The following is a 13,046-nucleotide window of genomic DNA, read 5'->3' as shown; positions in this document are numbered from 1 at the left end:
AGTGGTGGGTCGTGAGCGATTCGAACGCTCGACAAACGGATTAAAAGTCCGCTGCTCTACCGACTGAGCTAACAACCCATTATGAAGAGACGCTTTGCACCTTTTTTGCTATAGGTACAAGCAATTTCGGGTTGCTATATTACTTATAATTATGAGGTAATGCAACCCTTTTCTGAAAGCTTTTTTTCAAAAGCTGGTTTTTCATACGTTTTGACTAAAGTGAAGCGAGTTTCTTTTTGGCAAGGTTCACCGCATTTTTATCTTTAGGGTATTTATTGACTACTTGTTGAAAAACAGCTTTAGCATTCTTATTATCTCCTTTTTCAAGTAAAATCAAGCCTACTTTATAAAGACTATCTGGTGCTTTCGCTGAGTTTGCAAAATCTTTCACTACCGTTGCATAATGAAACGTCGCATCATCTTTTTTACCTTGCTTATAATAAACTTGACCAAGCCAATAATTCACATTAGCACGATATATCGATTTTGGGTAAGTTTCTAAAAACTTTTTAAAAGCTAAAATGAGTTCATTACTTTGATTAGCATCACTAATAAATTGCATAATAAAATTATAATCGGTTTTATCATTTCCTGTGGTTGTCCAATTTATTAATGCACTCGATTCAGTTTGGGTAGTTTGTGATGCTGATTGATTAGATGAGTTGTTAGTTTGATTTGGTGAGAATTCGGTACCATTGGTCATCTGTTGTAAAATCATTTTTTGACGTTCAATAGTCTGATTTAGTTGATATTTGGTATCTTCCAATTGACCACGTAAGGTATCAACATCCGATTGTAAATCACTAATCTTTTGCTGACTCTCAATCAATAACTGTCCTTGTGCTTGTATCATTCTTTCTAATTCAGCATTACTTGCTGCATAACCGTAACCGGTAAACAAAAGCAATATGAGTGATGTAATTATTTTTTTATGCATAAATGAAAACTCAATATGAAAAATTAACGGCTGAACCTTCAGCCGTTATGAAATATAATTAATATACAACAACCGCTCGACGATTTTTAGCGTACGCAGCTTCATCATGACCTAATACGGCAGGTTGCATTTTACCAAATGATCTTATCAGCATTTGGCTAGAAGAGACACCATTCGCTTGTAGATAAGAAGCAACAGCTACAGCACGGCGTTCACCAAGTGCGATATTATATTCTGGTGTTCCTCGTTCATCAGCATGCCCTTGAATCACAACTTTCATTGAGGTATGAGCACGTAAGAAACCTGCATGAACATCTAACATGCGATTATATTCAGGTTTAACATTATATTTATCAAAATCGAAATAGACAGTATTCATTTCTTGTTGTTGTAATCTTGCAAGCAAAGCACGATCTTCTCTTGTTAAAGTATCGCTAAAATTACCATTCGCGTCGGTACCATTTTTAGAAGAACATGCTGTCAAAGCAATTAATGGTAAAGCTATAGCTGCTACCTTAAGATATTTAGAGAATTGCATTGTAATAACTCCTTTGTGTTTTTAAATAAATTAATATTTATTTTTAGCCGATCCAACTGATTTCAAATATCGTTTGTTACCAGTTTGGAAATAAAGTTGATATATTGTATTTCTTAACTCTTCAGTATAAATTGAATATTTATCATTTTAATTTATCAAGTTCGACAGTAATTTATAAATAAGGTGACCAAGATGGAAATTTCACTTGTCCATCTGATACGGGTAATTCAGCTTTAAAAAAGCCATCAGTCGATACAAGATTCAAAATCGACCCTAATCCTTTCGTCGAACTGTAAATAATCATGGTACCATTTGGCGCAATACTTGGAGTCTCATCCAAAAATGTATCAGTCAATCTTTGGTAGGTTTTGGTTGCCATATCATATTTCGTGATGTGTTGTTCACCATTGTTAGTTGAAATCATTGCAATAAACGATCCATCTGGAGAAACACGAGCATTCTGATTTTGAGTATTATCCCATGTTAATCTTTGAGGTGTACCACCATTTATATTGATACTGTAAAGTTGTGGACGTCCAGCTTGATCTGACGTATAAACAATTGTTTGGCTATCTGGCATCCAAGAAGGTTCAGTATTATTACTTCGACCAGTTGTAATTTGAGTGATTTGTTTAGAATTTAAATCTTTAATATAAATATTTAAGTTACCATCTTTAGAAAGTGCAAATGCCAACTTTGTACCATCTGGCGAAAATGCGGGAGCACCATTATGTCGAGGGAAAGAAGCAACGGTTTCAATGGCGCCGTTTTCTAAATTTTTCATGACCAATGCAGAATTTCCACTTTCGAAAGTAACAAACGCTAATTTTTTACCATCCGGAGACCAAGTTGGTGACATAAGTGGGGCTTTAGAACGATGAACGGTTACTTGATCATAACCATCATAGTCTGACACTCTTAATTCATGCGTGTACGGCCCTCTGTTGGTCTCTACAACATAAGCGATGCGTGTTCTAAAGGCACCTTTAATTCCAGTAAGTGATTCGAATATCTCATCACTTGCCGAATGTGCGGCCAAACGCACCCAACGTTGACTTATTGTAAATTGGTTTTCAGCCAAAATAGCACCCGGTTTATCAACGGTGTCGATTAATTGATAAGTAATGTGGTATTTCCCTGAAGCATCAGGTTGAATTGAACCGACGACAACAGCTGAAACGCCAAGATTTTTCCATACAGCAGAATTAACTTCAGATGCGGTTGTCGGTTTTTGTGGCATATTTTCGATGTCGATTGGATTAAATTTACCGCTATTGCGTAAGTCAGATGCAATAATATTTTCAATTATTTGGGGTGGTTCTCCCGATCCTGTCCATTTAAATGGTGAAACAGCAATAGGCTTTGCGGTACTGACACCTTCAGTAATATTTATTTGAATCCCTGTATTATCTGCCCAACTATTACTGATTAAAGCAAATAAAAATATAGAACAAATTATCAAAAAGCGAGAGGCGTATTTGATCATCTTAAATTCCTTAAATTAAACATAAATAACTACGTTAGATTCACTATATATTAGTAGTTGGAGAAAAGTAATAAAAATTAAAACATACGATTATTATCACTTAAAAATGGCAATTTTTATATTTCAACAATTTCTACATACTTTTTCATTAAGAAAGATAGCTGATATTAAATAACAAGTCTATAGTATATGGAATAAAAAGGTTAATATAATTTTAACGCTTTTTTTGTTAAAAAGATTGGTTATGCTAATTTAACTTTTGAGTTATCAAAAAAAGAAAAATAATTGTTTTAAAATTAAAAATTTTCAAACTGTCTGAAAAGATGTTTTAGCCTAGTGTGTTTATTAACATATTTATCGTTTTGAAAAAAAATAAGTATCCATTTGTTTTTTACTATTTTTGACAATTATCACAAAAAAAAGTATTCCGCTGACCTATTTTTTGCGATTTTATTATAGTCTGACAATTATGGCATTCTTGTCCTTCTCGCCCATATACTTGTAATTTTTGAGCAAAATAACCAGGCTTTCCATTAGATTGAAGAAAATCTTTTAGTGTCGTTCCACCTTGTTTAATCGATTTAGTCAGAACTTGCTTGATCGCTGAAACTAATCTTTCAAACTCGACTAATTGTAATGAATTCACTTTTCGATTGGGATTAATTTTTGCCATATGCAACGATTCCGATGCATAGATATTTCCTACACCAACAACAATATGATTATCCATAATCCAACTTTTAATTGGTATTTGACGATTTTTCGCTTGCGCCAACAGATACTCTGCTGAAAACGCATCACTCAAAGGCTCAGGCCCCAAATGGTTTAATTGAGAAACCTCTTCAAGCGAATTAGCCCAGAGCCATGAACCAAAACGTCTTGGATCAGTATAACGCAATACAACACCATTTTCTAAAACCAAGTCTATATGATCATGCTTTGCGACTTCCTGTTGTTCATCAAATAAAATACGCAAACTACCAGACATTCCCAAATGAATGATAATCCAATTATGTGCTAGCTGTATCAACAAATATTTTGCACGTCTTTTGACATCCAAAATGACTTCTCCATGAGAACGATGAATGAGTTCATCAACAGGCCAACGTAATTTTGGTTGCCTAACTATTATTTGCTTTATAGTTTGCCCTTTTAAATAAGGCAAAATACCTAGGCGACTTGTTTCCACTTCGGGTAATTCAGGCATTTTATTTCACCTAATTATTTAACATTTCAGTGACCCAAGTTGGTACTTGCTGACTTGGAGTCGGTTGATTATTGTTATTACATAAACTTTGTGTATTGGTTGTCCAAACAGGTAACTTTCGACCACTACGATCATCACATTGCCACTGACCATTCTCATCTATCGATAGCATATAGATATTTTGAGGTATCGGTAGCGACAACCTTTTAGGTGGATTATTTTGTAAGTATTCACTATATATTTTTAAGGCACCTGTTGCACCTGTTAATTTCATTGGCGAATGGTCATCCAACCCAATCCAAACAACAGCGACATTTTTACCATCAATACCTGTAAACCAACTATCACGAGAATCATTACTGGTTCCGGTTTTAGCAGCTAAGTTAAATGATCCATATTTTCGTTTTAGAGACCGTGATGTCCCCGATTCCACAACTTGTTGCATAGCATAAGTAGTTAAATAGGCTGATTGCTGTGAAACAGCTTGAATCTGTTTAGGATAGTTTTGATATACCAATTCTCCCTTATCCGTTAGTACATATCTTAAAATAGATAACGGCGAACGTTGTCCATTGTTTGCAATCGTTTGGAACATTTGTGCTGTTTCTAAAGGTGTTAACTCTAAAGCACCTAATAACCGTGAAGGTAGATTCGTAATACGATCACTTGGCACACCCAATGCTTGCAGGGTATTTTTAGTCGCATCAAGACCAAGAGCCATCCCTAAGTTGACGGTTGGTACATTTAACGAAAGTGCTAAAGCATCCACTAACATGACACGATCACGAAACTTACGATCATAATTTTTCGGTTGCCAGTACGAACCATTATCAAGCTTTATTGAAAGTGGTGAATCATCCAACCACGTATTAAGTTGAAAACGATCCGGTTGCCCTAATGCTGTTAAATATGTTGAAGGCTTAGCAAGTGAACCAATTGCTCTTCGGGTTAACCATGCACGGTTGTAACCAGGATAACGAGGCTCTGCACTACCAATAATTGCACGAATTTCGCCGGTTTCTCGGCTAACAATAACCATGGCTGTTTGTAAATCTTTATTAGTTGATTTACGTAATTTTTCAATTTCATTCGTAACTGATTGTTCTGCCGCTGCTTGGGCAACAGGATCAAATGTCGTAAAAATCTTCATTCCTGAAAGGTGATCTGCTTTATCACCTAATTGCTTTCTTAATTCACTACGAACAACTTGCATAAAAGCAGGTTGTGGCGAAATAACACCACCTTTTGGTAAAACAGATAGTGGGCGCTGACTTAATAGATTATATAACTCATCATCAATAATTCCTTGTTGCTCGGTCAGCTTTAGAACAACATTTCGGCGTTCTAAAACTTGTTTAGGTTGCGTCCAAGGATTATATAACGAAGCCCCTTTTACCATTCCAACTAGAACTGCTTGCTGATCGAGCGTCAATTCATTAACAGGACGACCAAAATAGTAAAGGCTAGCAAGTGGAAAACCGTGGATCTCCTCACTCCCAGCTTGTCCAAAGTAAACTTCGTTTAAATACAACTCTAAGATACGTTCTTTACTATAACGAGCATCAAGAATCATCGCCATATAGGCTTCACGTATTTTACGGCTTAAACTACGTTCATTAGTTAAAAATAAGTTTTTTACAGTTTGTTGAGTTAACGTGCTTCCACCTTCGGTACGACCTGTGGTAAGGTTGACATAAATTGCTCGCCCAATCGAATATAAACTCACGCCATGATGATCATAAAAACGTTTATCCTCAGTAGCAATTAAAGTTTTAATCAGTGAATCAGGAAATGCTTTGAGAGGAACAAATAAACGTTGTTCTCCATTAGGTGAGTGCATCATTGTAATTAATTTTGGATCGATCTTAAGTAATCCAAAATCACGTCCTGTATCTAAATTAGTAATACGATCTATTCGATTATCATAGAACGTAATTCTAACTCGAAAAGCTTGTTCTTCACCATCAGGAAAAGTAAAAGGGCGACGGTATATTTCAACAGCATCATTACTGACGATGAATTCACCGGGTCGAGTAGCTTGCGTATCCTGTTGTCGATATTGTGCACCTATTAACAACGTTACAACATCGCTTAAACTGTATTCACTTTCTGGCTCAAGATCGATAATTTGACCATAAACAGCTGCAGGTAATTCCCAAACATTACCATCTATGCGTTCTTTTATTTGTTGATCGAGATAAATACCATACATTACGGTCACAGCCACAAAAACTAAAAACAGTTTAAATAGCAATGACAAAAATCGGCGCCAAAGTGAGCGTTTTTTATTTTTATTTTTATTTTTTTTTACTTTTTGAGTAGGTTTCTTTTTTGTAGATTTAGTCGAAGTATTCAAAGCTCACCTAAAATTCGTCATAAAATATATTTCGTTATCATAACACAATTTTTCAAAGATATATCTGCCTTGTTTATTTAGCACATATTTAGCTTAAAATGGTGTATCTACAAAATTAATTATTAAATTCTAGTCGTGGTTTAATACTTTTCACTTTCGCAACAAAAGCGTTTTTAGATTTACCTGTTAAACCTTCATCTATAGGTAAATTAGCTGTTAATGGATTCACAGGTTTATTATTGATATGTAATTCGAAATGTAAATGTGGCCCTGTTGAACGTCCAGTATTGCCTGACAATCCTATTTGTTCACCTTGTTTAACCTGTTGTCCTGGTTTAACGAGAATCTTATCTAAATGCATATAAGTCGTCATATACTGACGCCCATGCCTTATAGCGATATAATTACCTGCTGATCCACTATATTTAGCGATCACAACTTCACCATTCCCCACCGATAAGACAGGTGTTCCACGAGATACCGCAAAATCAACACCATTATGAGGCGCTATTTTTCCTGTCACAGGGTGTAAACGACGAGGATTAAATTGAGAAGAAACACGCGCTTTTTTTGCTAATGGATAACGGAAAAAACTTTGGGATAAGCTATCTCCATTAATATCATAATATTTACCGTCATCGGCGAGAACAGCATAATAGTCTTTTGAGCCATTTTTGAAGCGAACCGCTAACAATTGGCTATTCGATAAACGGTCGCCATGCATCTCACGAGACAGAATAACCGAAAATTTGTCGCCAATTTGTAAGCGTTTAAAATCTAATCGCCATTGTAAAGCACGAGTAATAATACCGATTTCAGTACTAGTTAAACCACTTTTACGGGCATCAGCAATAAAATTAGATTTTATTTCACCTTTAATAACAACTTCTTGTAAAATTCCTTCGACCGTTTCTGAATTCTCAACAAAGTCATTACCCGATTTTTCATACATTCGGATATTGTTGCTTGAGATAGTCCAGTTCAAGTTTTGTAAATTATGGTCATCGTCTGTTGTCCACATCAACTGTTGACCAATTCTTAAATTAGCAAGCTGTTTAAATTTGGACGTTAATTCATAAACATCATTTCGATTTACGTTATATCGTAATAAAATATCATGTAAGGTATCGCCCCGAACAATGGTATATTGTACAGTATTGTCTTTTTCATCAATGATTTTATCTAAGTCATCTTTGACAATTTCATCTTCCGGTTCATCAGAGGATTCTATCACAGTAGAATTTGAATTACCGTCGACTAATTCAACCTGACCTTCTCCAATACTTACAGGCACAGAAGTATTATTCACGGTTGTTTCAACTTGAGGATTCAACGGTATATAAACCGTGCGATCCAAATTCAATGGTCGCCATAATATCGTAAAAAAGATAACAACAAGAAGAACGCCTAATATTGAAAAATAGGGAAATTTCACTTTGCTTTTTTCAATATGACGATTTTCAATCTTTCGAGCCAAAATAAACCTTAACTATTTATTATCTATCTGATTATTTATCTAAACAATCCAACAATTGTTGAGTTAATTTCATTAAAAATTGAAAATACGCATCTTTTGAAGGCATTATATCTGTCCCCAAAGGATTCAATTCTCCAATTCTGACATTTGTTCCATTAACCAATTTTTCAATAACTGCTGGGCTAAACTGAGGCTCTATAAAAACACATACTGCTTGGTGTTCTTTTAACTTTTGTTGAATAGCATAAACTTTTTGAGCGCCCGGTTGAACTGCTGGATTTATAGTAAAACTACCTAGATTTTTTAATCTAAACTGTGATTCAAAATACCCATAGGCATCATGAAATACAAAATACCCTCTATTTTGGACGTTTATTAATTTTTTTGCAATGTTTTGTTCTGTTTCAGATAATTTTATAGTGAATTCGTTTAGATTTTCGTCAATTTTTATTTTTTTATCTGGATAAAGGGTGATAAGTTTATCATGAATGGATTGCGCAATAATTTTCGCTATTTCAGGCGAAAGCCAAATATGTTCATCATATTCACCATGATGATCATGGTCTGATTGATGATGATTTATTTCTTCATGAGAATGATCATCGTGATTAGTTCGAAGCAAAGTCTTAATTGCAGGAATTTCCATTAATTCAATTTGCTTTTGTTTATCGATATTTTTCAATAAGGTTGGCATAAAAGTTTCCATATCTTCACCAACCCAAATAACTAATTCCGCTGACTTAATATTCTTTAAATCAGAAGGTTTTAATGAATAAGTATGAGGAGAAGCACCGTCCGGTAAAAGAATTTCTGCATCAGTGATGCCTGATGTAATAGCTTGAGTAATAAAACCTATTGGTTTAACCGACGATATAACCGTAGCATTAGCATAATTACTTGCGCTTTGTATTATTAATATTGGGGTTAAGATTATTAAATACTGTATAAACAGTTTAAAAGTCTTCACGATATGATTTTTCACGTTATTATCCAATGCTATAATTTATGATAGAATAAAATTTAATATTGTTATAATATAACATAACATTTAGGTGAGCAAGGGCTACCCGTTTCATGACTCAATTAATTTCACTTGAAAATGTCTCCGTTGAAATCAATCATCAAAAAATATTAGATAATATTTCATTAGCTATTAAGCTAAATCAGATTATTACATTACTTGGGCCTAATGGTGCAGGTAAATCAACGCTGGTTAAAGTCATATTAGGATTACTACCCCACTCTTCGGGACAGATTTGTCGTTTACCGAATTTAACAATTGGTTATGTTCCGCAATCGATAAATTTAAACCCAACTCTCCCTATTACTGTAAAGCGTTTTATGCGGTTAAATAAACAATTAAAAAATGACGATATTTTAAAAACGCTTTCACTTGTTAAAGCAGAATACTTAGTCGATAAATCAATGCATCAATTGTCGGGTGGAGAATTACAGCGTGTTTTACTTGCTCAAGCTTTAGCAAAACAGCCTCAATTACTTATTCTTGATGAACCGACACAAGGCGTAGATGTTAATGGACAAATTCTTTTATATGATTTAATTGCTAATGCAAAAAAACAATTTAATTGTGGGGTATTAATGGTCTCGCATGATCTCCATTTAGTCATGGCTAAAACGGATGAAGTCATCTGTCTGAATCATCATATTTGTTGTTCGGGTACACCTGCTACTGTGTCAAATGATCCTGAATTTGTCTCACTATTTGGTCAACACGGTGCATCACAAATCGCTGTGTATAAACATCATCACAATCACCAACATGACTTATGTAGAACATCGGCTGATCATCAACATGATAAATTAATGCATATAGAAAGGGATCATTAAAATGATTGAATTGTTATTACCTTCTTTGTTAGCTGGATTAAGCTTAACAACCATTACCGGTCCATTAGGAACGTTTGTTGTTTGGCGTAGAATGTCTTATTTTGGTGATACTTTATCTCATGCAGCTCTACTCGGTATTGCTTTTGGTTTTTTATTAAATATTAATCTATTTTATGCAGTAATTTTTGTGACACTGATTTTAGCATTAGGATTACTTTGGTTAGAATCCCAGAAACAACTTCCTATTGATACATTACTGGGTATTCTTGCTCATAGTGCGTTATCTTTAGGTTTAGTTGTAATCAGTCTAATGGGAAACATACGGATTGATTTAATGGGTTACTTATTTGGTGATCTGTTATCGATAACTTACACTGATATCTCTCAAATCGTAATTGGTGTAATATTTATCGGTTTATTATTGATATGGCGCTGGAATGATTTTCTTTTTATTACCGTTAATGAAGAATTAGCTTTCATTCAAGGTATTAATATTCGATTAACAAAATTAATTCTAACACTCCTATTAGCCTTTACTATTGGTATTGCAATGAAATTCGTGGGAGCACTGATTATCACCTCTTTACTTATTATCCCTGCAGCTACAGCTAGATACTTTTCCAAAACACCTGAAGTAATGGCTATACTTTCAATTATTATTGGAATGATATCGGTATTAAGTGGTTTATTATTTTCATTTCTCTATGACACACCGACAAGTCCATCAGTAGTTTTAAGTAATGCTGGCTTATTTTTTGTGTGTTTATTTGTATCGAAGTTTTTTACTGATAAAAATTAACTATTCAAAGAAAAATGGCAATGTTAATTGGACACTACATCACAATAAATCAATATTAAGCCACTTCTCTCATTTTAACAAAGTAACATAATAAATCATTTTAACCATTAATGATTATTTTTATGTCACTTGCAATTATCTACACACGAGCATCTATTGGTATACAAGCACCATTAATAAATGTTGAAGTCCATATTAGCAATGGACTACCAGGCTTTGTATTAGTTGGTTTGCCTGAAGCAACAGTCAAAGAATCTAAAGATCGGGTACGTAGCGCTATTATTAACAGTGGTTTTACGTTTCCTGCCAAGAAAATAACTGTAAATCTATCACCTGCTGATCTTCCTAAAGAAGGAAGTCGTTTCGATCTGCCGATTGCCATTGCAATTTTAGCGGCAACGGAGCAAATTCCTGCTCAGGATTTATCGCAATATGAATTTTTAGGTGAACTGGCGCTATCTGGAAATATTCGCGCTGTGAAAGGTGCTATCCCTGCTGCGATTTCATCACAAAAAAGTCATCGCACATTAATTATTTCAACAGAAAATCAGTCTGAAATTTCTTTAATTCATCATAGCAATGCATTAATCACCAATAATTTATTTGAATTGTGTCAACATCTCAATCATGAAGTGAGTTTATCTAAAGTAAATTACCGTCTAAATGATGATGTAGAAAGTGAAACAGTTAATTTACAAGATGTCATAGGCCAAGAACATGCTAAAAGAGCTTTAGAAATTGCAGCCGCTGGTGGACATAATTTATTGCTTATTGGACCACCTGGAACAGGCAAAACTATGTTAGCCACTCGTTTAACTTCTTTATTGCCGCCATTAACCGATGATGAAGCTCTTGAGAGTGCAGCTATCACTAGTTTAGTCAGTCTAAATGGTTCAATTAAAAATTGGCGTAAACGGCCTTTTAGATCGCCACATCATAGCGCGTCAACTGCAGCACTAGTTGGTGGAGGAACAATTCCAAAACCGGGGGAAATTTCACTGGCACATAATGGCGTATTATTTTTAGATGAATTACCTGAATTTAATCGTAAAGTTTTAGATGCGTTAAGAGAACCCATTGAGTCTGGTGAAATTATTATTTCAAGAGCAAATGCTAAAATACGCTTTCCAGCTAAATTCCAACTTATTGCTGCTATGAATCCAAGTCCTACCGGTCATTATCAAGGAACACACAATAGAACGACGCCTCAACAAGTCATTCGTTATTTGAACCGACTTTCTGGTCCATTTCTTGATAGATTTGATATCTCTATAGAAGTACCACTTTTACCAAAAGGTTCACTAAGTCAGAAAAAAGCATCTGCTGAATCAACAGTATCTATTAGGCAAAGAGTTTTACAGGCAAGAAATACACAATTTGATAGGAATAAAAAATTAAATAGTCAATTAGAAGCAAGTGAAATTGAACACTATTGCCAATTATCTGACGATAATAATGAATATTTAGAACAAGCCTTAATCAAGTTAGGACTTTCAGCTAGAGCTTGGCATCGAATATTGAAAGTATCTAGGACAATTGCGGATTTAGAAGGTTCAAAGAACATAGAACGAAAACATATTTCAGAAGCTTTAAGTTATCGTTCTATGGATAGACTGTTAATTCAATTACACAAAAATATTGGTTAACAGAATCAGTCATCATTATCGACAAAATCATCGTTTACATCAATTTGCGGTTTTCCACCCGATAATGTATGAAAACGTTTTGGTTTATTAATACGAGAAAGGTATTTAAGCCAAACTTTTTCAAAATCGGTTGCAGGCTCTTTTTTACCTTTACAAACTGCAACAAATGATTTTTCTTCTGCTGTTGTCGGTTTTTTTGTTTCTGCATCAAGATCTTTAAATGCACAACCATGCTTTTCTAAAATTTGTGCTTCTTTAATAGTAAAATCACCATGACGAGAAAATCCTCGTGGATAATTTTTATTATCAAAAAAACGTTGTTGACTTACAAAACTTTCAGCCATTTTTTTTCCTCTGGATTGTAAAAGTAGTTGGGCGGAAATTATAATTAACTAAGTAAATCTGTAAATAAATTTTTTTTATTTATATAGATAAAAATAATCAAACGACTAAAATTAAGACAAATTCATGATTTTTTGTGGCAGGGGCGGAGAGTCTCGAACTCCCAACACCCGGTTTTGGAGACCGGTGCTCTACCAATTGAACTACGCCCCTAAATAAGGTGGCGGAACGGACGGGGCTCGAACCCGCGACCCCCTGCGTGACAGGCAGGTATTCTAACCAACTGAACTACCGCTCCACCGTATTTGGTATGATTACATAGTATAACTTAAAATTTAAAAGTCTGGCGGCACCCTACTCTCACATGGGTAATACCCACACTACCATCGGCACTACGGCGTTTCACTTCT

The 13,046-nt window shown here is 34.6% G+C and carries 11 protein-coding genes and 3 tRNA genes; 3 read left to right on the top strand and 11 right to left on the bottom strand.

Annotation, left to right across the window (positions count from 1 at the left end; genetic code table 11):
• Positions 1–2: 2 nt before the first annotated feature.
• The 8 genes from ACGH46_RS09350 to znuA all read right to left on the bottom strand — a co-directional run bounded on the left by ACGH46_RS09350 (position 3) and on the right by znuA (position 8,983).
• A tRNA-Lys gene (locus tag ACGH46_RS09350) sits at positions 3–78 on the bottom strand.
• A 136-nt stretch (positions 79–214) separates the two neighbouring features.
• Positions 215–937, bottom strand: a complete 723-nt coding sequence (ybgF, locus tag ACGH46_RS09345) for a tol-pal system protein YbgF (RefSeq protein WP_411605422.1) — start codon at positions 935–937, stop codon at positions 215–217.
• 58 nt (positions 938–995) lie between these two features.
• Entirely contained in the window at positions 996–1,475 is a 480-nt protein-coding gene (gene pal / locus ACGH46_RS09340) for a peptidoglycan-associated lipoprotein Pal (RefSeq protein WP_267351457.1), read from the bottom strand.
• A 172-nt stretch (positions 1,476–1,647) separates the two neighbouring features.
• Positions 1,648–2,958, bottom strand: a complete 1,311-nt coding sequence (gene tolB / locus ACGH46_RS09335; RefSeq protein ID WP_411597326.1) for a Tol-Pal system beta propeller repeat protein TolB — start codon at positions 2,956–2,958, stop codon at positions 1,648–1,650.
• A 397-nt stretch (positions 2,959–3,355) separates the two neighbouring features.
• Positions 3,356–4,168 (bottom strand): bifunctional DNA-formamidopyrimidine glycosylase/DNA-(apurinic or apyrimidinic site) lyase, encoded by an 813-nt coding sequence (mutM, locus tag ACGH46_RS09330; RefSeq protein ID WP_411605421.1) that lies wholly within the window; start codon positions 4,166–4,168, stop codon positions 3,356–3,358.
• Between the two features lie 10 nt (positions 4,169–4,178).
• On the bottom strand, positions 4,179–6,524 hold the full coding sequence (gene mrcB, locus ACGH46_RS09325) for a bifunctional glycosyl transferase/transpeptidase (RefSeq protein WP_411605419.1): 2,346 nt from the start codon (positions 6,522–6,524) through the stop codon (positions 4,179–4,181).
• Between the two features lie 115 nt (positions 6,525–6,639).
• Complete coding sequence (gene mepM, locus ACGH46_RS09320) at positions 6,640–8,001, bottom strand: murein DD-endopeptidase MepM (RefSeq protein WP_267351450.1); 1,362 nt, start codon at positions 7,999–8,001, stop codon at positions 6,640–6,642.
• A 31-nt stretch (positions 8,002–8,032) separates the two neighbouring features.
• A complete protein-coding gene (znuA, locus tag ACGH46_RS09315; protein ID WP_267351448.1) occupies positions 8,033–8,983 on the bottom strand; it encodes a zinc ABC transporter substrate-binding protein ZnuA in 951 nt (316 codons plus the stop codon).
• 92 nt (positions 8,984–9,075) lie between these two features.
• Between znuA and znuC the strand changes: the two genes are divergently transcribed.
• From znuC to ACGH46_RS09300, 3 genes are all read left to right on the top strand, one after another.
• The gene (gene znuC, locus ACGH46_RS09310; RefSeq protein ID WP_267360448.1) at positions 9,076–9,849 is read left to right on the top strand and encodes a zinc ABC transporter ATP-binding protein ZnuC; all 774 of its coding nucleotides are present in this window, start codon (positions 9,076–9,078) and stop codon (positions 9,847–9,849) included.
• A 1-nt stretch (position 9,850) separates the two neighbouring features.
• A complete protein-coding gene (znuB, locus tag ACGH46_RS09305; RefSeq protein ID WP_411590608.1) occupies positions 9,851–10,648 on the top strand; it encodes a zinc ABC transporter permease subunit ZnuB in 798 nt (265 codons plus the stop codon).
• A gap of 122 nt (positions 10,649–10,770) precedes the next feature.
• Entirely contained in the window at positions 10,771–12,294 is a 1,524-nt protein-coding gene (locus tag ACGH46_RS09300; protein WP_411590610.1) for a YifB family Mg chelatase-like AAA ATPase, read from the top strand.
• A gap of 5 nt (positions 12,295–12,299) precedes the next feature.
• On the opposite strand, the gene ACGH46_RS09295 is transcribed toward ACGH46_RS09300, so the two are convergent.
• From ACGH46_RS09295 to ACGH46_RS09285, 3 genes are all read right to left on the bottom strand, one after another.
• Positions 12,300–12,638, bottom strand: coding sequence for a DUF413 domain-containing protein (locus tag ACGH46_RS09295; RefSeq protein ID WP_065557810.1), 339 nt, complete (start codon positions 12,636–12,638; stop codon positions 12,300–12,302).
• Positions 12,639–12,773: 135 nt separating this feature from the next.
• Positions 12,774–12,849 (bottom strand) — tRNA-Trp (locus tag ACGH46_RS09290).
• Positions 12,850–12,857: 8 nt separating this feature from the next.
• A tRNA-Asp gene (locus ACGH46_RS09285) sits at positions 12,858–12,934 on the bottom strand.
• Between the last annotated feature and the right edge of the window lie 112 nt (positions 12,935–13,046).

The organism is Gilliamella sp. CG22 (assembly GCF_046635725.1).
In the GTDB taxonomy this organism is placed as follows: Bacteria; Pseudomonadota; Gammaproteobacteria; order Enterobacterales; family Orbaceae; genus Gilliamella; species Gilliamella apicola_I.
This window is presented reverse-complemented; position numbering and strand designations above follow the sequence as displayed.